This window comes from Modestobacter marinus, from assembly GCF_011758655.1.
Taxonomy (GTDB): Bacteria; Actinomycetota; Actinomycetes; order Mycobacteriales; family Geodermatophilaceae; genus Modestobacter; species Modestobacter marinus.
The window spans coordinates 648086-671879 of sequence record NZ_JAAMPA010000001.1 but is presented as its reverse complement, the minus strand read 5'-3'; the positions used below and the strand labels follow the sequence as shown (position 1 = coordinate 671879).

The following is a 23794-nucleotide window of genomic DNA, read 5'->3' as shown; positions in this document are numbered from 1 at the left end:
GCGACGTGCCGGTGGTCGTCGTGGTGGGGGGTCATGCGGCGGTGGAGGTCTCTCCCCAGCCGGCCTTCTCCTGGCCGGAGAGCTCCGCGATCGCCTCCATCACGCGGTCGGTGACCTCGCGCCGCGCCCTGCCCTTGCCGGCCAGGCCCCGGTGCTCGGGGAAGGTCAGCGGCTCGCCGAAGCTGACCCGCACCCGGTGCGGGCGCGGCCACCTCGCGCCGACCGGCTGGACCTTGTCGGTGCCGTGCACCGCCACCGGCACCACGGGGCAGTCGGCGGTCAGAGCCAGCCAGGCCACGCCGGTCTTGCCGCGGCCGAGGCGGCCGTCGCGGGACCGGGTGCCCTCGGGGTAGAGGCCGAACGCCTCCCCGGCGCACAGCACCCCGAGGGCGGTGTCCAGCGTCGCCTGGGCGGCCCGGGCCTCCTGCCGCTCGACCGGGAGGGCGCCCAGTGCGGTGAACAGCGTGCGCGTGAGCCAGCCGCCGATGCCCGAGCCGTGCCAGTACTCGGCCTTGGCCAGGTAGCCGACCTTGCGCGGGGCCATCAGCGGGATGGCGAAGCTGTCGATGAAGGAGAGGTGGTTGCTGGCCAGGATCACCGGGCCGGTGAGGGGGACGTTGGCCCGGCCGGTGACCTTCGGCCGGAAGAAGAGGACGAACAGCGGCCGGAGCACGAACCGGACGAGCAGGTAGAACACGCCGCAGTCCCCCTTCCTCGTCCCGGCCTGCGTGACGCGGGTCCCGGCATCCTCTCCGACGGCCGCCGGGCCGGGACGCGCGGGTGCGCTCAGACGGAGCGACCGGGCGGGGACGCGTCGTGCAGGATCTCGCGGACGTCGTCCGGCAGCGGGTGGCGACCGCTGGCCGAGTCGACGATCGCGACCGCCACGTCGCGCACCTTGCGGTGGGTGTGACTGGAGATGTGCGCCAGGAGGTCGAAGGCGACCTGGTCACCGCAGCTCATCAGCAGCATCAGGACGCCCTTGGCCTGCTCGATCGCCGCGCGGCTGGCCATGGCGCTGCGCAGCTGCTCGACCTCGGTCTCCAGGTGGCGCACCTGCTCGTCGGCGGGCTGGGCCGGGCGACCCTCGGTGATGTCGACGACCAGGCCGCCGAGGGCGACCACCGCGCCGGAGTCGTCGCGCTCCGGCTCGCAGACGAGCACCACGTTGCGCTGCTCCCCGTCGGCGCGCACCAGGCGGTGCTCGCGGGTGACGGCCTCGCCGGTGGTGCAGGCGGCGGTGAGGGCCTCCTGGACGGCGCGGCTGTCCTCCGGGTGCACGTGGGCGAGGAGCAGCTGGGCCGGGGGCTGGGTCGGGCCGTCCGGGACGCCGTACAGGGCGTGGAGCTCCGGCGACCACCACCACCGCTCGGTGAGCAGGTCACCGCGGAAGCGGCCGGCCGGCCGGGGGGCGTCGGTGCCGGCGAGGTGGAGCGTGCGGTGCACCCGGCCGGTGGCCGCGTTCACGGGCGAGCCCGCGGGGTCCGGACGGCGGTGGAGTGCGGAGGGGGTGGTCATCGCATCTGCCGGTTTCTCTGCTGGCGCACCGGGTCTCCGGTGGGGGCCGCCGAGCCGTTGGCTGGACCCGTGCAGCCCATCGAGCGGGTGGGCTCGACCGCTCCAGTGCCCCCGAAGTTACCGCCAGCGACCGTTCCGCGCTGACCTGCGCGCGCCGCCCTCGGACGTCCGGGAGATGCCTCACCGTCCGTGAGGAGCCGATCACTCAGATGACGGTGGCGGCCGGTGCCGTCGGTCGCCGTCCCACCCCGCCGAGGCTCTCGGCGAGCGACGCGAGCACGTCGACCGCCGTCCGCAGCTCCTCGGCCGGCCGGGTGAACGGCAGTCGCAGGTGGTCGTCGAAGGCGTGCCCGGTGCCGAAGACCCGGCCCTCGGCCAGCAGGACGCCCCGCGATGCCGCGCCGGCGGCGAGGGCGGCCGAGCTCAGCCCCGGCGGCAGGGTGCACCACAGGGAGAGGCCGCCCGACGGCGGGTGCACCCGCCACTGGGGCAGCCGGGCGGCCAGTGCGGCCAGCAGGGCGTCCCGCTGGGTGCGGAGCTGGTCGCGGCGCCAGGTCAGCACGGCGTCGAGGTCCTGCACGAGGGTCGTCGCCGCCAGCTGGTCCAGCAGGCCCACGGAGAGCTGGCGCCGTCCCAGCACCGCGCTCAGCCGGGCCGCGAGGGCGGCGTCGGCGCGCAACCAGCCGATCCGCAGCCCGCCCCAGACCGGCTTGGCCAGCCCGCCCACGGTCACCGTCGCGGTGTCCGGGAGCCCGGCGGCGTAGGGCGGCAGCGGGCCGTCGTCCAGGTGCAGCTCGGTGCACGACTCGTCCACCAGCGTCAGCACGCCCTGCTGCCAGAGGGTCGCGGCCAGCCGGCGGCGACCGGCGGCCGACAGCCGGGCGCCGGTCGGGTTGGTGAAGTCGGGGATCAGCACGGCCATCCGGGGAGCGCTCTGCCGGGCCGCGAGGTGCGCGGCCTCGACGAGGTCGTCGGGACGGCGCTCGTCGACCGGGACCGGCACCAGCCGGGCTCCCACGCTCTCCACCAGGCGCAGGGCCCCGGGGTAACTGGGGTGCTCGATCAGCACCCGGTCACCCGGCTCGAGCAGCGCCTCGGCGACCACCGCCGAGGCGTCGCCGACGCCGGAGGTGACCACGACCTGGTCGGGGTCGGTCGGCAGACCGCGCGCGCTGAACCGCTCGGCGATCGCGGCACGCAGCTCCGGCAGGCCGCCGGGGGCGTACCCGTGGCCGGAGGTGTAGGCCGGCAGCCGGCGCACCGCCTCCTGGTAGGCCGGCTCCAGCTGGGGTGCCGCGGAGGGCGCGGCGTGCGCCAGGTCGATCAGGCCGGGGACGTCGCGGGGCAGCCAGCCGGCCGTGGTCGAAGTGCCGCCGGGCACCTCGACCACCGTGCCCGACCCCTGCCGGGTGTGCGCCCAGCCGTCCTCCCGCAGCACCCGGTAGGCCGAGGCGACGGTGACCCGGCTCGTGGCGAGCGCCGCGGCGAGGTCGCGCTCGGCGGGCAGCCGGGTGCCGGCCGGCAGCCGGCCGGCCAGCACGAGCTCGCGGACCCGCCGGGCCAGGCCGGCGTACCGCGGACCCGGCAGGGCCGTCACCGGCCCGACGAGCGCGGCGACCTCCTGCGCCGAAGTGGCCTGTTGTGCGTCGACTGGCATGAGGCCACTGTGCCGCATTGGCCCGGTTCTGGGCGGGTTCCCCGGTGCCAGTCTCGGTCCATGTACCCGACAACTGGTCTCGTCGTCCTGATCGGCCTGCTCCTGGCGCTCGGCGCCCTGGCCGGTCACACGCTCCGGGTCACCCGGCACGGAGGTCTCGGCCCCGCCGTCCCGCCGGCCAGCCACGAGCAGGTCGACCCGGCCGGCTTCTTCCCACCGCCGGCCCCGCGGCGGGCACCGCGCCGCCGGCCGACCCGTCAGGCGGAGGCGCCCCGGCGGCGCAGCCGGCTCAGCCCCGCCAGGGTGGCGGCCGCCGTCCACACCGCCCGGGAGAGCCGGGCGGCGCGGCGGATGTCCCCGCGCGTGGGGGGCTGACCGTCGCCCAGCGTCGGCCGCTCCTCCACCCGGCTGCCGTACACGTTGCGGCCACCCAGCCGCAGCTCGAGCGCCCCGGCCAGCGCGGCCTCGCACCGGCCGGCGTTCGGGCTCGGGTGGGCGGCGCCGTCCCGCTGCCAGGCCCGCCAGGCCCCGGCCGGCGACCCGCCGGCCAGCGGCGCGACGGCGACGGTCAGCAGGGCGGTCAGCCGGGCCGGTGCCCAGTTGAGGACGTCGTCGAGGCGGGCCGCGGCCCAGCCGAAGCGGGCGTACCGCGGCGACCGGTAGCCGACCATCGCGTCCAGGGTGTTGGCCGCGCGGTAGCCGAGCAGCCCGGGCAGCCCGGCGACCGCACCCCAGAACAGCGGGGCGACGGCGGCGTCGGAGGTGTTCTCCGCGACCGACTCCACGGTGGCCCGCACCAGCTCCGGTTCCCCGAGCCCGCGGGGATCGCGGCCGGCCAGGGTGGGCAGGTGTGCCCGGGCGGCCGGCAGGTCCCCGGCGGCCAGGTGCCCGGCCATGGTGTCCGCCGCGCGGCTCAGCGAAGTGCCGCCCAGCACGGCCCAGGTGGCCGCGGCGGTCACCACGGTCCGCGCGGCGGGCCGGTCGGCGGTCGCCCGGTGCAGCACGGCGCCCAGCGCGGTCGCCGTCCCGACGCAGACCGCGGCGTACCCGGCCCCGGCGGCCCGCGAGTCCCGCCAGACCCGGCGCTCCAGGGCAGCGGCCGCCCGGCCGAAGCCGGCGACCGGGTGCCCGCGGCGCGGATCGGCCAGCACCAGGTCGGCGAGGGTGCCGAGGACGAGCCCGGCGGCGGTCGGAGCGGGCCGGGTGCGCATCGCGGTCACTGTAGGCAGCAGGGGCACTCCCTAGGATCGACGGTCATGCGCCTGCCCGGCCGTTACGACGGCGTCGCCCGGCCGATCGTCACCTACGGCAGCAACCCGGTGCTGCACCGGCCCTGTGCCCCGGTGACCGAGTTCGACCGGGAGCTGCGACACCTGCTCCTGGACATGTTCGCCAGCATGTCCGCCGCCGACGGGGTCGGCCTGGCCGCCAACCAGATCGGTGTCGACGCGCGGGTGTTCGTCATCGACTGCCCGGACGCCGACGGCGAGGACGTCGTCGGCTACGTGGTCAACCCGGTGCTCACCGTGCTCGAGCCGGTCGGGGACGAGCCGGCGGTCGAGGTCACCGAGGAGGGCTGCCTGTCGGTGCCCGGCCCCTACGCCGAGCTGGAGCGCGCCTTCCGCGCCCGGGTCGACGGGGTCGACCTGCAGGGGGAGCCCACCGCCATCGAGGCGACCGGCATGGCCGCGCGCTGCCTCCAGCACGAGGTCGACCACCTCGACGGCACGGTCTACGTCGACCGGCTGCCGGCGGAGCTGCGGGAGCGGCTGCTCGCGGAGGCCGCCGGGCCCGAGGGCGACCTGCCCGCGTGACCACGCCCGGACCGCGGCCGCGCCCCGCGGACGGCTTCTCCGTCACCGTCGTCGGCGTGGGCGCCGACGGCTGGGACGGGCTCTCCCCGATCGCCCGGCGGGCGATCTCGGCCGCGGAGGTGCTCCGGGGGAGCGCCCGGCAGCTGGCGCTGGTGCCCGCGGACGTGGTCGCCGAGCGGGTCCCCTGGCCCTCGCCGATGGCCCCCGCCCTGGCGCAGCTGCCCGAGGCCCATCCCGGGCAGCGCGTCGTCGTGCTCGCCAGCGGTGACCCGATGCTCTCCGGCGTCGGCACCTCGCTGGTGCGGCTGTTCGGCGCCGATGCGGTCGACGTGGTGCCGCACCCGTCGTCGGTGACCCTGGCCTGCGCCCGGCTGGGCTGGGCGGTGGAGGGGACGACGGTGGTCTCCGTGGTCGGCCGGCCGGTGTCACTGGTCCTCCCGCACGCCACCCCCGGCCGGCGGCTGCTGGTGCTGGGCTCGGACACCGGGACGCCGGCGGAGGTCGCCGCCCTGCTCGCCGGGGCCGGGTACGGCGCCAGCCGGCTCATCGCCCTGGCCCAGCTCGGCGGCCCCACCGAGCGCCGGTTCGCCGGCACCGCCGCCGGGTGGCCGCACCCGGAGACCGACCCGCTGGTGCTCACCGCCGTCGAGGTGGTCGCCGACCCGGGCACCGTGCCGCTGCCGACCGTGCCGGGTCTGCCGGACGACGCCTACTCCTCCGACGGGCAGCTGACGAAGCGGGACGTCCGGGCGGTGACGCTCTCCCGGCTCGCCCCGCTGCCCGGCCGGCTGCTCTGGGACGTCGGCGCGGGCGCCGGCTCGATCGGCATCGAGTGGATGCGGGTGCACCCCTCGTGCCGGGCCGTCGCCGTGGAGTCCGACCCGGTGCGCGCCAAGCGGATCGGCCGGAACGCCCACCGCCTCGGGGTCCCCGACCTGCAGGTGGTCGAGGGGGAGGCGCCCGGTGCGCTGCTCGGGCTGCCGCAGCCGGACGCCGTCTTCGTCGGGGGCGGCGCGACCACCCCGCTGCTGCTGGACACCGTGTGGGAGCTGCTCGCCCCGGGCGGCCGGCTGGTGGTCAACGCGGTGACGGTGGAGAGCGAGGCGGTGCTCGCCGAGTGGCACGGCCGCTGCGGGGGCTCGCTGACCCGGCTCTCGGTCGCCCAGGCCCAGCCGGTCGGTGGCTTCACCGGCTGGAAGCCCGCCATGCCCGTGACGATCTGGAGCGTGACCCGATGACCGTCCACTTCATCGGCGCGGGTCCGGGGGCTGCCGACCTGGTCACCGTGCGCGCCGCCCGGCTGATCGCGTCGTCCCCGGTGTGCCTGTACGCCGGTGCCCTCGTGCCGCGCGAGCTGTTGGACACCGCCCCGGCCGGGGCCCGGCTGGTCGACACCGCCGACCTCGACCTGGACCAGATCACCGCGGAGCTGGTGGCCGCGCACGAGGCGGGCCTGGACGTCGCCCGGCTGCACTCCGGCGATCCGTCGGTCTACAGCGCGATGGCCGAGCAGATGCGCCGGCTGGACGCGGCCGGGGTGCCCTACGACGTGGTCCCCGGGGTGCCGGCGTTCGCTGCGGCGGCCGCGTCGCTGAAGCGGGAGCTGACCGTGCCGGGGGTGGCGCAGACCGTCGTCCTGACCCGGACGTCGGCGCGGTCGACACCGATGCCGCCGGGGGAGGCCCTCGCCGCCTACGCGGCGACCGGCGCCACCCTGGTGCTGCACCTGGCCGTGCAGCGGATGGACGACCTGGCCCCCGAGCTCGCCGCGCACTACGGCGGGGACTGCCCGGTGGCGGTGGTCGCCAAGGCCAGCCGGGACGACGAGCTGGTGCTCCGCGGCACGCTCGCCGACATCGCCGCCCAGGTGCGCGACGCCGGGGTACGGCGGACGGCGGTGGTGGTCGTCGGCCGGGTGCTGGCCGCCGAGCAGTTCCTGGACAGCCACCTCTACTCCACCACCCGCCCGCGCTGGTGAAGGACCCCGCTGCCCCCCACCGCTCGCGAGCTCGCGGCGGGCCCCTGCAGCGGGGCCTAGGCGCGGCCGACGATGGTGCCGGCGCGGTCGATGACCACGACGTCCACCTCGACCGGTGCCTCGCGGAGCACGCCCTCCGCCGTCCGGCGGGCGCCGGCGGCGACCAGGTCGCCCAGTGGCAGCCCGGCGGCCTGGCACTGGTGCAGCGCGTCGAGGGCGGTGTTCGCCGTCCGCACGCCCTCGACCAGCTCCGGGCCGCCGCCGGCCTCGGCGACCAGGTCGGCCAGCGCGGTGAAGGAGACCTGCGAGCGGGCCGAGTGCAGGTCCAGGTGGCCCTCGGCGAGCTTGGCCAGCTTGCCGATGCCGCCGGCCACGGTCAGCCGCGGCACCGGGTGGCGGCGCAGGTACTTGAGCACCGCGCCGGCGAAGTCGCCCATGTCCAGCAGCGCGTCCTCGGGCAGCCCGTGCAGCTCCTGCGCCACCCGCTCGCTGGTCGAGCCGGTGCACCCGGCGACGTGCTCCCGCCCGGCGGCGCGGGCCACGTCGATGCCGCGGCGGATCGAGTCGATCCACGACGAGCACGAGTACGGGACGACGACCCCCGTCGTCCCGAGGATGGACAGGCCGCCGAGGATGCCCAGCCGCGGGTTCCAGGTCTTCCGCGCCAGCTCGGCGCCGTTCTCCACGGACACCTCGACGACGACGTCGCCGCTGCCGCCGTGGCGCTGCGCCACCGCGGCCACGTGCTCGCGGATGAACTGGCGCGGCATCGGGTTGATCGCCGGCTCGCCCACGGCCAGCGGCAGCCCGGGCTTGGTCACCGTGCCCACGCCCTCACCGGCCCGGAACAGCACGCCGCTGCCCGGCTCGCCGTGGGTGACGCGGGCGGAGACCAGCGCGCCGTGGGTGACGTCGGGGTCGTCGCCGGCGTCCTTGACGATGCTCGCGCTCGCCGCGCCGCCGGCCAGGTGCTCCGTGGCGAGGGCGAAGGCGGGGTGCTTGTCGTTGGGCAGGTCGATCGACACCGGGTCGGGGAACTCGCCGGTGAGCAGCGCGGTGTAGGCCGCGGTGGTGGCCGCGGTCGCGCAGGCGCCCGTCGTCCAGCCGTGCCGCAGCCCCGCGCTGCCGTCCCTGCTCACGGCACCATCCTCCCTGGTGGCGCCACCCGTCGAGATGCGCCCCGCTGCGGTGTCCGGCCGGGTGGTCACCGCAGCCGGACGCATCTCGGCGAGGAGGCACGGTGACCGGTCAGGTGCTGGTGCTCGGCGGGACGGGGGAGGCGCGGCGGCTGGCGGCCGCGCTGGTCGACCGGGACGTCGACGTCCTGTCCTCGCTGGCCGGGCGGGTGGCCGACCCGGAGCTGCCCGAGGGGGAGGTGCGGATCGGTGGGTTCGGCGGCGTCGACGGGCTGGCCGCCTGGCTCGCCGAGCACCGGCCGCGGGCGGTGGTCGACGCCACCCACCCCTTCGCCGCGCAGATCACCGCATCGGCCGCGGCCGCCGCGGCCGCGCACGGCACCCCGCTGCTGCGGTTGCAGCGTCCCGGCTGGACTCCGCAGCCCGGCGACTCCTGGCGACATGTCGACTCGCTGGCCGCCGCGGCCGAGGCGGTGGCCGGCTCCCGCAGCGTCTTCCTGACCACCGGCCGGCAGGGCGTCGGCGCGTTCGCCGCGCTGCCGGGCCGGGTGCTGGTCCGCTCGGTCGACCCGCCGGACGAGCCGCTGCCGGCCGGGGCGACCCTGCTGCTGGACCGCGGCCCGTTCAGCGTCGCCGACGAGCTCGCCCTGCTGCGCGAGCACGAGGTCGACGTCGTCGTCACCAAGGACTCCGGCGGGCACCTGACCGAGGCCAAGCTCACCGCCGCCCGCGAGCTGGGCGTGCCGGTGGTGCTGGTGCGCCGGCCTGCTCTGCCGGCGGGGGTGCCGACCGTGGCGACGGTCGAGGAGGCGCTGGCCTGGCTGGACGAGCGGCTCGACCCACCGGTCTCTCCGGAGGAGAGCACGTGAGGTCTGCTGCGCCCAGCACGGTGGTCGGACCGGGAGGGACCGGCCGACGGCTGGTGCTCTTCGACCTGGACGGCACGCTGGTCGACTCGACCCCGAGCATCTGGGCGTCCATCCGGGTGGCCGTGGCGACGCTGGGCCTGCCCGAGCCGACCGAGGACCAGTTGCGGTCGATGGTCGGCCCGCCGCTGTGGGAGGGCTTCGCCGCCGCCTTCGGCCTGCGTGGGGACGACGTCGACCTCGCGGTGGCCGCCTACCGCGCCCACTACACGGGCGGGGCCGTGTCGAATGCGCCGCCGATCCCCGGCACCCCCGCCGCCGTGTCGGATGCGCCGCCGGACCCCGGCACCCCCGCCGCCGTGTCGGATGCGCCGCCGCGCCCCGGCACCCCCGCCGCGATGCTCGAGGCGCCGGTCTACCCCGGCATCCCGGAGCTGCTGGCCGCGCTTCGGGCCGATGGCGCCACGCTGGCGGTCGCGACCAGCAAACCCGAGCCCTTCGCGCTGCGCATCCTGGCCCACGTCGGCCTGCTCCCCGAGTTCGCGACCGTGCACGGCGCGACGCTGGACGGCGTGGTGCGGCACAAGGAGCAGGTGGTGGCCGCGGCGCTGGCCGCGCACCCGGACGGCGAACGGCCGGTGCTGGTCGGCGACCGCTCGCACGACGTGCTGGGTGCCCGGGCGCACGGTCTGCCCTGCATCGGCGCGGGCTGGGGTCCGGCGCCGCCCGGTGAGCTCGCCGCGGCCGGCGCCGCGGCGGTGGTCGCGACGCCGGCCGACGTCCGGGCGGCGCTCGGCACGGTCTGAGCCGGAACGGGTACCGGCGCCCGGTCGGCGGGACTACCGTCCGCGCATGGCCGTCGTCCTGGGGTGCGTGCTCGTCCTCGTCGGCATCGCCGTCGCGGTGCGCCAGGGGCAGCGCGCGACGAGCTCGGCGGCGCGGCCGCTGCGGCTGGGTGAGGCCTCGGCCGCCCTGCCGGACCCGTACCGCCGCTGGTCCAGCCTCGCCATCGCGGTGGCGCTGTTCTCCGGCGCCCAGCTGATCGGGTACGGGCAGTCGAGGTGGGTGTACTGGGCCACCGTGGCGGCGGTCGTGGTGCTGACCGGGGCGGTGCAGGCGCTGGCGCTCCGGCTGGCGGCCCGGACCCGTGACCCGGGCGGCGTCGCGGGCTGACATCCGGTCGGCCGGAGCACCGTCGCCCCGGACCGTCGGACCCACGGTGCACAGTGGACGGCGGAGGTGGTGCGCAGTGCTGGGCGAACCGCAGGCGGTCGACCTCGACCCGCTGGACCTGGAGAGCGCGCTGGTGCGCGCGGCGGTCGGCGACTACGCGGCCGAGGCGGCGGTGCTGCTGCTGGCCGAGTCCGGCCACTGGCTGCCCCGGCTGCAGGCCGCCGGCCTGGTCGCCATCGCGCTCGACGCCGACGCGACCGACGGCGGGCCGTGGGCCGCGGTCCAGTGGGCCGACCTGGACGGCGCGCTCCGCACCGGGGCGATCGGCGGCAGCGGCGGGCAGCTGCGGCTGCTGCGGGCGGCGGCGAGCCTCGCCGAGGGACAGCCGCTCGACCTGTCCGACCTGACCGCCGGGCTGGACCGCGACGAGCTGGTGCTCCTGCTGGCCGCCCTGGCCCACGCCGCCGGCAGCCACGAGCACGAGGGTGGCGCGGGGGAGCCGCTCGGCCCGGTGGTGCCCTGGCCGCTGCGGGACTGAGGCCGACGCGCGAGGTCCACGCGCCGGCCCGGCGAGCTGCCGGGACCCGACAGCTGGGTCCGGCCGACCGTTGTGCGGTCGACCGGACCCCGGCTGGTCAGTCGCTGCCGGCGACCTGGTGGCGGAACCGGTCGCGCCGGGTGTGCAGGTCCCAGAGCAGGTCGGCCAGCACGGCCGGGTCCTTGTCCGGGCTGCCGGGCTCGATCTTGCCGGGGATGATCAACTGCGAGACCTGGATGCCCTCTTCGCCGAGCACCTCGTGCAGCAGCTGGGCGTAGGCGGCCTGGCCGGCGAAGGCCACCGACGTCCCGGTGACGTTGCGGCCGGGGGTGACCGCCGAGCCGCCGTTGACGAACAGGATGGTGCCCCGGTTCTCGCCCAGGAAGCGCATGCCGGGCAGCACCTGGTGCACGGCCGCCACCGGACCGTAGATCGAGAACTCCACCGGGCCGACCAGGTCGGCGGGCGTCGTCTCGAGCACGGGGCGCATGAAGTCCTTCTGCGGCAGCGGGCTGTACTGCAGCACCTCGATCGGGCCGAGGGTCTCCGTCGCCCGCTCCAGGGCCGCGGCCAGGGACGCCGGGTCCCGGACGTCGGCGGCGAACCCGCGCGCCTGCACGCCGTCGGCGGCCAGCTCCTCGGCGAGTGCATCGAGCTTGGACTGGGAGCGGGAGAGCAGCGCCACGGCGAAGCCCTCTGCGCCGAACCTGCGGGCCACGGCGGCGCCGAGCCCGCGGCCGGCACCGATGATCGCGATCGTCGTCATGCCGGGGTGCAAGGCACCCGGGCGTCGATCTGTTTCCCCGCGCCGTTCCGCAACCGGCGGTGCCGACAGGACCGGTCGTTCTCGCCGTCCTGGTGTGGCAGACCCGGCAGGGGCGCAGGGCAGCTGGAAGGTGGCTGCACGGGTAACCGGCCCGTTCCCGGGCTACCTACTGGCGGTGACGAGCCGAGCCACACTCCCCGAAGCGCTGCAGCTGCTCCGCGACCGGGTCGCCGCGGCGCCCCTGGGGCTCGCCGTCCCCGGCCGGGACGCCGCCGCCCGCACCGCCCGCTCGGTCGTCGACCAGGTCGACGACTACCTGCTGCCCCGGCTGCGCGACCTGGACGCACCGCTGCTCACCGTGGTCGGCGGCTCGACCGGCGCCGGCAAGTCCACCCTGGTCAACAGCCTGCTGGGCGCCCGGGTCACCACCCCGGGCGTGCTCCGCCCGACGACCCGCGCCCCGGTGCTGGTCTGCGCCCCCGCCGACCGGGCCGCGTTCGCCGGCGACCGGGTGCTGCCCGGGCTGACCCGCACCACCGGCGGGGAGGCCGGCCCCGGCGGGCTGCAGCTGGTGGTGTCCGAGGCGCTGCCGGCCGGGCTCGCCCTCGTCGACGCCCCGGACGTCGACTCGGTGGTCGAGGCCAACCGCGACCTGGCCGGTCAGCTGCTCGCCGCTGCCGACCTCTGGGTGTTCGTCACCACGGCCGCCCGCTACGCCGACGCCGTCCCCTGGGACCTGCTGCGCACGGCCCAGGAGCGGGGGACGGCGCTGGCGATCGTGCTGGACCGGGTGCCGCCCGAGGCGGTGGTCGAGGTCGCCGACGACCTGGCCGGGATGCTGCGCCGGGCCCGGCTGGAGACCGCCCGGCTGTTCGTGGTCGAGGAGCGCCCGCTGGCCGACGGGTTCCTGCCCGAGGACCAGGTCGCCCCGCTGCGCGAGTGGCTGCACGCGCTCGCCGCCGACGCCGAGCAGCGGGCCGCGGTCATCCGGCAGACCCTGGCCGGGGCGCTGGAGAGCCTGCACGACCGGGTCGACGTCGTGGTGACCGGTGTCGCCGAGCAGGCGGTCGCCGCCGAGGCGCTGCAGGCCGCCGCCGACGCCTCCTACGCCCGGGCGCGGGCGGCGATCGACGAGGGCGTCGGCAACGGCAGCCTGCTGCGCGGGGAGGTGCTCGCCCGCTGGCAGGAGTTCGTCGGCACCGGCGAGTGGATGCGCAGCCTCCAGGGGCACGTGGGCCGGCTGCGCGACCGGGTCACCGCCGCGTTCACCGGCCGCAGCAACCCCGCCGACGACCTGGCCGGCGCCCTGGAGTCCGGCGTCGAGCTGCTGCTGCGGGCCGAGGCCGACCGGGCCGCGGAGAAGACGGTCACCAGCTGGCGGACGCTGCCGGGCGGGATCGACCTGCTCGACGGGAGGGAGACCGAGCTGGACGGGGTCTCGCCGTCGTTCGCCGGCGCCTCCGCCGACGAGGTGCGCGACTGGCAGGGCACGGTGCTGGAGCTGGTGCGCAGCGAGGGGGCGGGCAAGCGGTCACGGGCCCGGCTGCTGTCCTGGGGCGTCAACGGCGCGGGGGCGGTGGTCATGGTCGCCGTCTTCGCCTCGACCGCCGGGCTCTCCGGCGCCGAGCTGGCCGTCGCCGGCGGCACCACCGCGGTCGGCCAGCGGGTGCTGGAGGCGGTCTTCGGCGACGCGGCGGTGCGCCAGCTCGCCGCCCGCGCCCGCGCCGACCTGGACGCCCGCGCCGACCGGCTGCTGCGCGCCGAGCAGCACCGTTTCGACGCACTCCTCGCCGACGTCGCCCCGGCGCCGGGCGCCGACGTCGAGCTGCGGTCGGCGGCCCAGGAGCTGGCTGCGGTCCGCGAGGTCGGCGCGTGAGGCTCGGTCGGCGCAGTGAGCTGTCCCTGACCGACCGGCTGGCCGCCCTGCGCGAGGCGGTGGAGGTCGCCGAGGGGCGGCTGGAGGTGCCGGAGGTCGCCGGCGCCCGCGCCCTGCTGGCCAAGGCCGGTGCCCGCGAGGCGCTGGGCGACGCCACGGTCGTCGCGCTGGCCGGGGCCACCGGCAGCGGGAAGTCCACCCTGTTCAACGCGCTGTCCGGCAGCGAGGTGAGCACCCCCGGCGTCCGCCGGCCGACCACCGGCGTCGCGCACGCCAGCGTGTGGGGTCCCGACGGCGCCGACCGGCTGCTCGACTGGCTGCAGGTGCCCCGCCGGCACCGGGTCGAGTCCGGTGACCCGGCCCTGGACGGGCTGGTGCTGCTCGACCTGCCCGACCACGACAGCGTCCGGCTGGAGAACCGGCTGGAGGTCGACCGGCTGGTGGAGCTGGTCGACGTGCTGGTGTGGGTGCTCGACCCGCAGAAGTACGCCGACGCGGCGGTGCACTCGCAGTACCTGGCGCCGCTGGCCGGGCACGCGGGGGTGCTGGTCGTCGTCCTCAACCAGGTCGACCGGCTGGACGAGCCGGCCGCCGCCGCCTGCGTGGCCGACCTGCGCGGGCTGCTGGACCGGGAGGGCCTGCAGGCCACCCCAGTCCTGCCGACGGCCGCCCGCTCCGGCGCCGGGCTGCCGGAGCTGCGCACCGAGCTGGCCCGCCGGGTCGCCGCCCGGCGGGCAGCCACCGATCGGCTGGCCGCCGATGCGCGGGCCGCCGCCGGGGCGCTCGCCGAGCACTGCGCCCCCGACGCCGGGCCGGACCGCAGCCGCGACCCGGGGGAGTGGACCGGGCTGACCGATGCGCTCGCCGACGCCGCCGGGGTGCCCGCCGTGGTCACCGCGGTGGAGCGCTCGGCCCGCCGCCGCGGCACCGCGCACACCGGGTGGCCGGTGCTGCGCTGGACCGGCAAGCTCCGGGCCGACCCGCTGGGCCGGCTGCACCTGGGCAACGAGGCAGCCCGCAGCTCGCTGCCCCAGGCCGGGGCGGTGCAGCAGGCGGCGCTCGGGGCGGCGCTGCGCCGGGCGCGCGACTCCGCCGGGCAGGGGCTGCCGCAGGCCTGGCGGGACGAGCTGCGGCGCACCGCCGAGTTCTCCGAGGAGCGGCTGGCCGATCGGCTCGACCGCGCCGTCACCGGAACCGACCTCGGCCCGGACCGGACGCCGCTGTGGCAGCGCGCCGTCGGCGGGCTGCAGTGGCTGCTCGTGCTGATCGCGCTGGCCGGGGCCCTGTGGCTGCTCGGCCTGGTCGCGCTGGGGCTGCTCCAGCTGGACGACGTCGTCCCGCTGCCCCGGGTGGAGGGCATCCCGCTGCCGACGCTGCTGCTGGCCGGCGGGCTGCTCGCCGGGTTGCTGCTGGCGCTGCTGGCCCGGCCGCTGGTGCACGCCGGCGCCCGGAGACGGGCCAGACAGGCGCGGCGGCGGCTGCTGGACCGGGTGGGCGAGGTGGCCGACGCCGAGGTGGTCGAGCCGCTCACCGAGGCGCGCGAGGACCACGACCGGTTCTGCGCCGCGGTGACCCGCGCCGGCAGCTGAGCGCCCCGATCCCGGCCGCCGGCGGGTCAGCCCGCGGCAGCTCGGACGGGGGGAGCGGGAACCGGGTCGGGGGCCGGGCGGCGGGCGTGCAGGCGGAGACCGACGACCGCGAGCAGGGCCAGCACGATCACGGTCACGCCGTAGACCTGCGCCGTCCGCTCCAGGCCGATGTGCCCGGCCGCCACCCCGGCGGCGATCGCCGGCACGCTGAAGGCGAGGTAGCTGGCGGTGAAGACCGCCGACAGCAGGGCCGCCCGCTGACCGGGGGCCACGCCCTGGGTGACCGTGGCCATCGCACCCAGGAAGGCGGTGCCGAAGCCGAAGCCGGAGACGACCGCGGCGACGAAGAACAGCGCGAGCGAGCCGGTGACCAGCGCGGCCACGGTGCCGGCCACCCCGACGGCGAAGACCAGGGCGCCGACGACCATCGACCGGGCCGGCGCGACGGTGCGCATGGAGAGCGAGCCGACCAGGCCGGTGCCGTTGAGCGCGAGGATGACCAGGCTGCCGACGACGTGGTCCTGCACGTCGAAGACGCCGGCCACCAGCGACGGGCCCAGCGAGGCGTAGAGCCCGCCCAGCGCCCAGGTGGCGACCAGGCAGGGCAGGACGACGACGAACGCGCGCCGCTGCGAGGCGGGCACCTGCACGCTGGGCCGCAGCGACCGCGCCGCACCGGGCAGGCGGGGGGAGGACTCCGGCAGGAACACCCACACCCCGGCAGCGGCGGCCACGCACAGCACGGTGAGCGCGCCGAAGACCCAGCTGGTCGGCGCGGGCAGGAACTCGACCGCCAGCCCGGCGCTCACCGCACCGACCGAGAGCCCCACCGCTGGGGACGCGGAGTTGACCAGGGCACCCAGCGGCCGGTCCGTCCGCTGCAGGTCCAGCAGCGCCGCCCCGAACGCGCCGGTCAGCGCCCCGGTGGCCAGCCCCTGGACGATCCGGGCCAGCAGCAGCCACCCGACCCCGTCAGCGGCCAGGAACAGCACCATCGACACGGCCTCGAGCAGCAGCGCGGCGGCGAGCACCGGGCGCCGCCCCACGTGGTCCGACAGCGCCCCGACCACCAGCAGCGACAGCAGCAGCGCGAAGGCGTAGACGCCGAAGACGACGGTGATCAGCCCCGACCCGAACCCGAACTCCTCCGCGTACACGCGGTACAGCGGGGACGGCACCCCGGAGGCGGCGAGCATCAGGGTCAGCAGCACCGCCACCGACCAGAAGGCGGCGGGGCGGCTGAGCTCACGACGGGGCACGAACCGATGCAAGCGCCGACGACCCGGTCGTGTTCCCGCCGACGGCCCCGTCCGGAGGCCCGTCCCGCGCTGGGGAGGAGGAGTCAGCGGCCGGGGTAGCGGCGGGAGGTGAAGACCTGGCCGGACGGCGTCACCCGGGTCTGGGTCGAGCCGATCATCACCAGGCAGCGCATGTCGACCGTCTCCGGGTCGAACTCGCCGAGGGTGGTGACGGTGAGCGTCTCCTCGGGCCCGCCGACGTCCCGGCCGACCACGACGACGGTCTCCGGCGGCTTCACGTCCAGCAGCACCTTCGTCGCCTCGCCCAGCTGGTGCGGCCGGGCCCGCGACCGCGGGTTGTAGAGGGCGATCACCAGGTCCGCGGTGGCCACGGCGCGCAGCCGGTCCAGCACGACGTCCCAGGGCTTGAGGACGTCGGACAGCGAGATCACCGCGAAGTCGTGCCCGAGCGGGGCGCCCACCTTCGACGCCACCGCCTGGGCCGCGGTGAGCCCGGGCAGCACCCGCACCTCGACGTCCGGGAAGCTCTCCGCCGCCACCTCGAGCACCGCGGCGGCCATCGCGAAGACCCCGGGGTCGCCGCTGGAGACCACCGCCACCCGGCGTCCGGACCGGGCGAGCTCCAGGGCGTGCGCGGCCCGCTCGGCCTCGACCCGGTTGTCGCTGGGGTAGCGGGTCTGCCGTGGGTTGGCCGGCACCCGGTCCAGGTAGGGGCCGTAGCCGATCAGGTCGTCGGCGCGGTCCAGCGCCTCGGCGGTCTCCGGCGTCGTCCAGGCGCGCTTGCCCGGGCCCAGCCCGACGACGACGACCTCGCCGGCGTGCGGCCGGGTGTCCCCGGTGCGCTCGGGGTCGTTGCCCGGGCCGGTGAGCCGGCTGGGCAGCAGGGCCAGCGAGAAGTACGGCACCGTCTCCGGGTCGACGTCGGCCAGCGGGGCCACCCGCTGCCGGTCGGTGGTCGCGCGCTCCACGTACCAGGCCCGGTCGAGCACGCCGGCGGCGTCGAACGCCTCGCGCACGTTGGCGAACGTGCGGCCCAGCTTCATCACCGCGGCGGAGTCGGTGGTCGCCAGCCACTCGGCGAGCTCGTCGGCCGGCAGCGTGCCGGGCAGCACGGTGAGCACCTCGTCCCGCTCGACCAGCGGCCGGCCGAGCACCGCGGCGGCGCCGCTGACGCTCGTCACGCCGGGCACCACCTCGGTCGGGTACCGGTGGGCGAGCCGCTTGTGCATGTGCATGTAGGAGCCGTAGAAGAACGGGTCGCCCTCGGCGAGCACGACGACGTCACGGCCGGCGTCCAGGTGCGCGGCCAGCCGGGCGGCGGCGGCCTCGTAGAACTCGTCGATGGCGCCCTGGTAGCCGCCGGGGTGGTCGGTGGTCTCGGTGGTCACCGGGTAGACCAGCAGCTCCTCGACCTGGTCCGCGCGCAGGTAGGGCGCAGCCAGCCCGCGGGCGACCGAGCGGCCGTGCTGGGCGGCGTGGAAGGCCACGACGTCCGCGGCGCCGATCAGCCGGGCCGCCTTGACCGTCACCAGCTCCGGGTCGCCGGGCCCCAGCCCGACCCCGTACAGCCGCCCGCTCACCTGAGCCCCCCGTCCACCAAAATGGCCATTCTGGTGGTCATTCGGCGGTGCTCGCGATCGCGTTGACCGCAGCGGCGGTGATGGCGCTGCCGCCCCGGCGGCCGCGGACGACGAGGAACTCCAGGTCGGTGGCGGCCAGCGCCTCCTTGGACTCGACCGCGCCGATGAACCCCACCGGGATGCCGATCACCGCGGCGGGGCGGGGCGCGCCGGCAGCGACCATCTCCAGCAGGTGGAACAGCGCGGTCGGGGCGTTGCCGATCGCGACGACGGCGCCGTCGAGCCGGTCGCCCCACAGGTGCATCGCCGCCGCGGTGCGGGTGGTGCCCATCTCCCGGGCCAGGTCGGGGGTGCGCGGGTCGTTGAGGGTGCAGACCACCTCGTTGAACGCCGGCAGCCGCTTGCGGGTCACCCCGGAGGCGACCATCTGGGCGTCGCACAGCACCGGGGCGCCGGACTCCAGCGCCTTGCGGCCGGCCCGGACGACGTCGGGGGAGAAGGCCACGTCGGACACCAGGTCGACCTGCCCGCAGGCGTGGATCATCCGGACGGCGACCCGGCCGACGTCCTCGGGCAGGCCGGACAGGTCGGCCTCGGCGCGGATCGTGGCGAAGGACTGCCGGTAGATCTCGGCGCCGTCGTGCTCGTAGTCGTACATCAGTCCTTCTCGATCCGGAGGTCGTAGCCGGCCGGCGTCGCGACGACGTCGACGACCCCGCCCTGTGGTCGGCCGCAGCGGCGCTCGCAACCGGCCCAGTGCTGTCGGTCGCCACCGGCGGGCAGCGCCCGGGACGCGACGGCGGCCACCGCGTCGGCGCGGACGTCGGCCAGCGACTTGGCGCAGCCCGGGCGCCCCGCGCAGGTGGTTACCTGCAGCCAGGGGCTCGCCTCGTCGAAGACGATGCCGGTGCGGTACAGGTCGACGGCGGCGTCGTCCACGGCGTCCTCGGCGAGGTCGGGCACGACCACGCTGCGCCAGGGGGTCAGCTGCACCTCCGCGCCCAGCCGGGCGAGCAGGTCGGCCTGGTCGGCGGAGACCCGCCCCAGCGGGACGACGCCGATCAGCGCCGTCCGCCCGTCGAGCTGCATCGCCGCCCCGACCGGCCCCACGACCGGCGCCCCCGGCACCTCCACCTGACCACCGAAATGGCCATTGTGGTGGTCCAAGCGGGTGGCGACGTGGGTGGGGCCGTCGGTCAGCTCGGTCAGGCGCCAGGCGGTCGAGCTCTGGGCGGTGCGTTCGTCGAGGAAGGCGCCGGCGGCGTCCAGCGCCAGCGCGACCGCGTCGTCCGGGGAGCAGCGCAGGCCGGAGTCGACGCCGCCGAGGAGCAGGGCAACCGAGTCGGGGGAGAGGGCCAGCAGGCCGACGTCCCCACCGAGACCGGCGACGTCGCCCCGGCCGTCGTCCAGGGTGAGCAGGAAGCGGCCGGGCAGGTCGGCCAGCGCCGGGTCGGCGCGCAGGCCGGCGTCGAAGGCGAGGACCCACGGCCGGACGTCGACGTGCCCGCCCTCCGTGCGCCCGGACAGCGTGCTGGCCAGCACGTTGCGCACCCGCTCGTGCGTGGCGCTGGGCAGCAGCCCGACGGCGGCCAGCCGGTCGCCCAGCTCGGCCTCGGCGCCGGCCGGCAGGCCGCGCAGCTGGAGGTTGCCCCGGCTGGTCAGCTCCAGGTGCCCGTCCCCGAGCTCCCGGGCGGCCGACGCCAGCGCCTGCAGCTGCCCCGCGCTGATCGCCCCACCCGGCACCCGCACCCGGGCCAGCCCGCCGTCGGCGGCGGCGTGGGTCTGCAGCGCACCGGGGCAGGCGTCGGCGCGCTCGCGCGGAGCGGAGAGGGAGGTACCGGGTGAGGACATGGCGCGGCTGAGGCTACTTCCCGACGGCCCAGGCGCACCGGGGCCGTCGGACCCGTCCTGCTGGATCAGGTCAGCGACGTCCGGTCGAAGGACATCCAGACCCGTCGCCGGTCCGCCCGGGTGCGCACCTTCGCCATGGCGTCCACCCGCTGCTGCTGCTCGGCGGTGGCGCGGTGCTCGACGACGGCGAGCTCGGCCTCCCGCATGTCCCGCTCGGCCGCCTCCTCCGCCGGGGTCTGCGGGAGCTGCGGGTCGAGGTCCTCGGGGGAGACCTCCGGGCCCCGGTCCTCCCGGTAGGGGCTGTCGGCGGGCAGGTTGCCGCTGATCCGGCCGTAGGCGCCCAGCGTCAGCAGCACCAGGCCGGCGCAGATGGAGAAGATGACGTTGGCCATCGAGAACGCCAGCAGGTTGTAGTCGCTCTCCAGCACGGCCAGGTTGGCCAGCGCCGAGATCAGGAACAGCGTGCCGAGCACCAGCATGGTGTTCGACACCGCGCGGGGCCCGAGGAACGCGGTGACCACCAGCACCAGCGCGGTGACCACCGAGATCGTGGAGAGCAGGCCGTTGGAGGACAGGCCGGCCACCTCGCCGCCGTCGGTGGAGAAGTAGGCCAGCCCGTCGGCGAAGCCGAGCAGGCCGAAGGTGAGCAGGACCAGGGCCACCACCACCGCGCCGACGCGCTGCACGGTGTGGACCACCGACCCGCCGCGCTCCTCGGTCCGGTCCCCGTCGTCCGACCGGTTCGGCCGGCGGTGTCGCAGGTTCTCTCGCACGCCCATGGGATGCCTCCGTCGTGTGGATGACCAGACATCGGGTGCTTCGTCGCGGGCGGCCCGGGCGGATGCGGCGCGTGTGCGACACGCCGGGAAGAGCCACGGGGACGGCGCCGTTGCAGACCCGTGGAAGGAGCGTCATGACCCAGCCGTACGAGATCGACCTGCACTCGGAGTACCTGCGCGCGGACCTCTTCTTCGCGATGGGGCAGCCCACCGAGGCCGCCCGCGTCCTGGAGGCCGTGGTCGCCGCCGAGCCGGACAACCAGGCGGCCCTGGAGCTGCTGGCCCGCAGCTGTTTCGGGTCCGCGCAGCTCGGCCGGGCCGAGGAGACCCTGGCCCGGCTGGTGGAGCTGGCCCCGGCCAACGGGTGGGCCCGCCGCGCGCTGGCCCGCACCCTGGAGCGGCAGAGCCGCCACGACGACGCCGCCGTCCACCACCGGGTGGCCGACGCGCTCGGCGCCGCCTGAGGCACGACCCGCCCGCCGGTGGCACTGCGAGCAGCCGTGCCGTCGGACGGCAGACGCCGGGGGCGTGGTCCCGATCGGGACCACGCCCCCGGTTGCGTCTCCGCTGAGCCCTGGGGTCAGCGGCCGTCGACCGAGGGAGGCGGGTTGATGGTGGTGCCGTCGTTCCCCGTGCTGCCGGCGGTGCTGCCCCCGGTGGGGCGCGGGGTGACCCCTCGCTCGGCGACCGGCAGGAGGGCCCCGTCGGCCAGCCGCTCGCGGTAGCCGAAGAGCTCCCGCTTCACCACCCGGCTCAGGATGTAGAGCCCGATGATGTTCGGCAGCGACATCAGGAAGATCATGCTGTCGGAGAAGCCGATCACCGCGTCGAGGGTCGAGGAGGCCCCGATGACGACGAAGATGCAGAAGATCAGCTTCCAGGTCCGGTCGACCAGCATCGACTCGCCGAACAGGTAGGTCGACGCCTTCAGCCCGTAGTAGCTCCAGGCCAGCATCGTGGAGTAGGCGAAGAGGATCACCGCGACCGCCAGCACGATCGGGAACCAGCTCGCCACCGTCTCGAAGGCGGCCGAGGTGGTCTCCACTCCCGGGGCGCTGGCCTCGTCGGCCCAGGTGCCGGTGATCACGATCGCCAGTGCGGTCATCGTGCAGATGACGACGGTGTCGACGAACGGCTCCAGAACGGCGACGTGCCCCTCGGTCGCCGGCTCGTTGGTCTTCACCGCGGAGTGGGCGATCGCGGCCGACCCGAGCCCGGCCTCGTTGCTGAACGCCGCCCGCCGGAAGCCCTGGATGAGCACGCCGACGACGCCGCCGAAGCCGGCCTCGGGGCTGAACGCCGTCCGGAGGATCTCCCACAGTGCGTCCGGGATCTGCGCGAAGTTGGCGAACAGCACGGAGAGGCAGGCCACCACGTAGAAGATCGCCATGAAGGGGACGAGCTTGTCGGTGACCCGGGCGATGCTCCGGATGCCACCGATGATCACCGCCCCGACCAGGATCGCGAGCACCAGGCCGAAGACGGCGCCGGCGGCCCCGAACCCGAGCCAGCCGTCCGCTCCGCCGGTCACCGACTGGGCCTGGGCGAAGGCCTGGTTGGCCTGGAACATGTTCCCGCCACCGACGGCACCGCCGAGGGTGAAGATGCAGAACAGGACCGCGAGGACCTTGCCCAGCGTGCCCTTGCCCTTCTCCTTCAGCCCCTGGCTCAGGTAGTACATGGGGCCACCGGAGACCCGGCCGTCGGGGTAGACCCGGCGGTACTTGACGCCGAGGGTGCACTCCACGCCCTTGGTGCACATGCCGACCAGGCCGGCGATGATCATCCAGAAGGTCGCCCCGGGCCCGCCGAGGGAGACGGCCACCGCGACCCCGGCGATGTTCCCGAGACCCACCGTCCCGGAGACGGCGGTCGCCAGCGCCTGGAAGTGGGTCACCTCCCCGGCGTCCTCGGGGTCGTCGTACTTGCCCTTGATCAGCTGGATCGCGTGGCCGAAGGCCCGGAACTGGAAGCCCTTCAGGTAGATCGTGAAGAAGATCCCGGCGACGACCAGCCAGACGACGATCAGCGGCAGCTCGACGCCCTCGTCGATGAAGTCCAGCGGGACGGCGGCGAAGACGATCCCGGTGATGACGTCGGAGATCGGCGCGAAGACGTCGTTGACCTGCTCGTCGAAGGTGGCGGCCTGCACGGAGGGGAGCGACGCGTTCACGGGACCACCAGCACCGGGATCGGGGACAGTTGGATGAGGCTGCTCGGGGTGGACCCGAACAGGAGCGTGCGGACCCTGCTCTGCCCGGTCCGGCCGACGATGATCCAGGCGGCGTCGTGCTCGCGGGCGAGGGCGACCAGCGTCTCGGCCGGGTGCCCGTGCCGGACGACGCCCTCGACGGTCAGGTCAGCGGCCGCGGACAGCCGGGCGACCGCCGGGTCGAGCACCCGCTCGCGGGCCGACTTCGCCTCGCGTTCCTTGTCGATGGCGCGGCGTTCGTTCTCCTCCGCCGTGGAGAACGAGTAGGGCGACCAGGGGACGACGCAGGCCAGCACCAGCCGCAGGTCGTGCCTGCGCGCCGCGTCGGCAGCTGCGTCCGCCGCCCGACCGCTCGCCTCGCTCCCGTCGAGCCCCACGATGATCGAAGCGGACATAGGGTGACCCCCAGCTGTCGCGGACGTTGCGGGAAAGCTAGTGGCAATCACCGCGCTCTGCACCCCGGTCGGGAATCGTCACCCAACTGACATGTGGGCCGGCGGCGGGCCGCTCCGCCGAGCGACGTGTCCGGCGGCGGGCTGCACCGGACGAGGTCGGCGAGCGCGGCGGGTGGTCCGGAGCCGGGCGGTCCGGGCCGGGCCGATGCGCCCCGGCCGGGTGCCGGTCCCGTCCGTACCGTGGGAGGCGCCGCCGCCTCCCTCCCACCCGTGCGCCGGCCCGGACCCGAGGAGCTCGATGAACCGCCGCACCGCACCCCGCCTGCTCGCCACCCTGGCCCTCACCGCCTCGCTGGCCGCCTGCGGGGGCACCGATGACGAGGCGGCGGGGACCCTGACCGACCAGATCAGCAGCGACCTCTCCGAGACCCCTGACATCCCGGCCTCCGAGGAGCCGGCGCCGGAGGAGCTGGTCGTGGGTGACGTCGTCGTCGGAGACGGGGCCGAGGCGACCGAGGGGACGACCGCACAGGTCAAGTACGTCGGCGCCCTCTACGAGAACGGTGAGGAGTTCGACTCCTCCTGGTCCCGCGGTGCCGACGAGACGCTGCCCGTGCCGCTCGGGCAGGGCGTGGTCATCGAGGGCTTCGAGCAGGGCATCGAGGGGATGCAGGTCGGTGGCCGCCGGGTGGTCACCATCCCCAGCGAGCTCGGGTACGGCGCGCAGGGGGCCGGGACGGCGATCCCCGGCGACGCGACCCTGGTGTTCGTCATCGACCTCGTCTCCGTCGACTGACCCGGGCCCCG

Annotated in this window: 24 protein-coding genes; 11 read left to right on the top strand and 13 right to left on the bottom strand. The window is 76.2% G+C overall.

Translation table 11 applies throughout. The features are described 5' to 3' along the window. Positions 1-31: 31 nt before the first annotated feature. The 4 genes from FB380_RS03175 to FB380_RS03160 form a co-directional block, all read right to left on the bottom strand. Positions 32-697 (bottom strand): lysophospholipid acyltransferase family protein, encoded by a 666-nt coding sequence (locus FB380_RS03175; protein WP_166753810.1) that lies wholly within the window; start codon positions 695-697, stop codon positions 32-34. A gap of 89 nt (positions 698-786) precedes the next feature. Further along, positions 787-1518 carry a PAS and ANTAR domain-containing protein gene (locus FB380_RS03170; protein WP_166753809.1) on the bottom strand — a complete coding sequence of 244 codons (732 nt, stop codon included), beginning with the start codon at positions 1516-1518 and terminating at the stop codon, positions 787-789. Between the two features lie 205 nt (positions 1519-1723). Continuing rightward, positions 1724-3175, bottom strand: a complete 1452-nt coding sequence (gene yczR / locus FB380_RS03165; RefSeq protein ID WP_166753808.1) for a MocR-like transcription factor YczR — start codon at positions 3173-3175, stop codon at positions 1724-1726. A 257-nt stretch (positions 3176-3432) separates the two neighbouring features. Continuing rightward, complete coding sequence (locus FB380_RS03160; protein WP_166753807.1) at positions 3433-4386, bottom strand: cobalamin biosynthesis protein; 954 nt, start codon at positions 4384-4386, stop codon at positions 3433-3435. A 45-nt stretch (positions 4387-4431) separates the two neighbouring features. On the opposite strand from FB380_RS03160, the gene def reads away from it, so the two are divergent. From def to cobM, 3 genes are read left to right on the top strand one after another with little or no spacing between them, the layout of a single operon-like run. Next, on the top strand, positions 4432-4989 hold the full coding sequence (def, locus tag FB380_RS03155) for a peptide deformylase (protein ID WP_166753806.1): 558 nt from the start codon (positions 4432-4434) through the stop codon (positions 4987-4989). Next, positions 4986-6227 (top strand): precorrin-6y C5,15-methyltransferase (decarboxylating) subunit CbiE, encoded by a 1242-nt coding sequence (cbiE, locus tag FB380_RS25790; protein WP_166753805.1) that lies wholly within the window; start codon positions 4986-4988, stop codon positions 6225-6227. The genes def and cbiE overlap by 4 nt, the downstream gene beginning before the upstream one ends. Beyond that, positions 6224-6967 (top strand): precorrin-4 C(11)-methyltransferase, encoded by a 744-nt coding sequence (gene cobM, locus FB380_RS03145; RefSeq protein WP_166753804.1) that lies wholly within the window; start codon positions 6224-6226, stop codon positions 6965-6967. Before cbiE ends, cobM begins: the two co-directional genes overlap by 4 nt. Before the next feature lie 56 nt (positions 6968-7023). On the opposite strand, the gene FB380_RS03140 is transcribed toward cobM, so the two are convergent. Then, the gene (locus FB380_RS03140; protein ID WP_229681949.1) at positions 7024-8106 is read right to left on the bottom strand and encodes a cobalt-precorrin-5B (C(1))-methyltransferase; all 1083 of its coding nucleotides are present in this window, start codon (positions 8104-8106) and stop codon (positions 7024-7026) included. Between the two features lie 101 nt (positions 8107-8207). On the opposite strand from FB380_RS03140, the gene FB380_RS03135 reads away from it, so the two are divergent. From FB380_RS03135 to FB380_RS03120, 4 genes are all read left to right on the top strand, one after another. Then, entirely contained in the window at positions 8208-8972 is a 765-nt protein-coding gene (locus tag FB380_RS03135) for a cobalt-precorrin-6A reductase (RefSeq protein WP_166753802.1), read from the top strand. Beyond that, positions 8969-9775 carry an HAD hydrolase-like protein gene (locus tag FB380_RS03130; RefSeq protein ID WP_229681948.1) on the top strand — a complete coding sequence of 269 codons (807 nt, stop codon included), beginning with the start codon at positions 8969-8971 and terminating at the stop codon, positions 9773-9775. The genes FB380_RS03135 and FB380_RS03130 overlap by 4 nt, the downstream gene beginning before the upstream one ends. A gap of 46 nt (positions 9776-9821) precedes the next feature. Continuing rightward, positions 9822-10142 (top strand): hypothetical protein, encoded by a 321-nt coding sequence (locus tag FB380_RS03125; RefSeq protein WP_166753801.1) that lies wholly within the window; start codon positions 9822-9824, stop codon positions 10140-10142. A gap of 76 nt (positions 10143-10218) precedes the next feature. Beyond that, entirely contained in the window at positions 10219-10680 is a 462-nt protein-coding gene (locus FB380_RS03120; RefSeq protein WP_166753800.1) for a hypothetical protein, read from the top strand. 97 nt (positions 10681-10777) lie between these two features. Here FB380_RS03120 and FB380_RS03115 read toward each other — a convergent pair whose 3' ends face one another. Next, positions 10778-11446, bottom strand: a complete 669-nt coding sequence (locus FB380_RS03115; RefSeq protein ID WP_166753799.1) for an SDR family NAD(P)-dependent oxidoreductase — start codon at positions 11444-11446, stop codon at positions 10778-10780. Between the two features lie 175 nt (positions 11447-11621). On the opposite strand from FB380_RS03115, the gene FB380_RS03110 reads away from it, so the two are divergent. Both FB380_RS03110 and FB380_RS03105 read left to right on the top strand, forming a co-directional pair. Further along, positions 11622-13322, top strand: a complete 1701-nt coding sequence (locus FB380_RS03110; RefSeq protein ID WP_166753798.1) for a GTPase family protein — start codon at positions 11622-11624, stop codon at positions 13320-13322. Beyond that, positions 13319-14911: a GTPase gene (locus FB380_RS03105; protein ID WP_166753797.1), complete on the top strand. Its 1593-nt coding sequence runs from the start codon at positions 13319-13321 to the stop codon at positions 14909-14911. Before FB380_RS03110 ends, FB380_RS03105 begins: the two co-directional genes overlap by 4 nt. Positions 14912-14937: 26 nt before the next feature. Here FB380_RS03105 and FB380_RS03100 read toward each other — a convergent pair whose 3' ends face one another. The 5 genes from FB380_RS03100 to FB380_RS03080 form a co-directional block, all read right to left on the bottom strand. Next, positions 14938-16170 carry an MFS transporter gene (locus tag FB380_RS03100; protein WP_166753796.1) on the bottom strand — a complete coding sequence of 411 codons (1233 nt, stop codon included), beginning with the start codon at positions 16168-16170 and terminating at the stop codon, positions 14938-14940. 83 nt (positions 16171-16253) lie between these two features. Further along, positions 16254-17750, bottom strand: a complete 1497-nt coding sequence (locus FB380_RS03095; RefSeq protein ID WP_166753795.1) for a precorrin-2 C(20)-methyltransferase — start codon at positions 17748-17750, stop codon at positions 16254-16256. Positions 17751-17787: 37 nt separating this feature from the next. Further along, on the bottom strand, positions 17788-18408 hold the full coding sequence (locus FB380_RS03090; RefSeq protein ID WP_166753794.1) for a precorrin-8X methylmutase: 621 nt from the start codon (positions 18406-18408) through the stop codon (positions 17788-17790). After that, positions 18408-19601 (bottom strand): precorrin-3B synthase, encoded by a 1194-nt coding sequence (locus FB380_RS03085; protein WP_166753793.1) that lies wholly within the window; start codon positions 19599-19601, stop codon positions 18408-18410. Before FB380_RS03085 ends, FB380_RS03090 begins: the two co-directional genes overlap by 1 nt. 65 nt (positions 19602-19666) lie before the next feature. Then, complete coding sequence (locus FB380_RS03080; RefSeq protein WP_166753792.1) at positions 19667-20380, bottom strand: DUF4383 domain-containing protein; 714 nt, start codon at positions 20378-20380, stop codon at positions 19667-19669. Positions 20381-20514: 134 nt separating this feature from the next. Here FB380_RS03080 and FB380_RS03075 point away from each other — a divergent pair, with 134 nt between their 5' ends. Then, a complete protein-coding gene (locus FB380_RS03075; protein ID WP_166753791.1) occupies positions 20515-20844 on the top strand; it encodes a tetratricopeptide repeat protein in 330 nt (109 codons plus the stop codon). A 116-nt stretch (positions 20845-20960) separates the two neighbouring features. On the opposite strand, the gene FB380_RS03070 is transcribed toward FB380_RS03075, so the two are convergent. Both FB380_RS03070 and FB380_RS03065 read right to left on the bottom strand, forming a co-directional pair. Then, positions 20961-22553, bottom strand: coding sequence for an alanine/glycine:cation symporter family protein (locus FB380_RS03070; protein WP_166753790.1), 1593 nt, complete (start codon positions 22551-22553; stop codon positions 20961-20963). Further along, the gene (locus FB380_RS03065) at positions 22550-22987 is read right to left on the bottom strand and encodes a universal stress protein (protein WP_166753789.1); all 438 of its coding nucleotides are present in this window, start codon (positions 22985-22987) and stop codon (positions 22550-22552) included. The genes FB380_RS03070 and FB380_RS03065 overlap by 4 nt, the downstream gene beginning before the upstream one ends. A 298-nt stretch (positions 22988-23285) precedes the next feature. Between FB380_RS03065 and FB380_RS03060 the strand changes: the two genes are divergently transcribed. After that, a complete protein-coding gene (locus tag FB380_RS03060) occupies positions 23286-23783 on the top strand; it encodes an FKBP-type peptidyl-prolyl cis-trans isomerase (RefSeq protein ID WP_166753788.1) in 498 nt (165 codons plus the stop codon). Positions 23784-23794 lie beyond the last annotated feature (11 nt).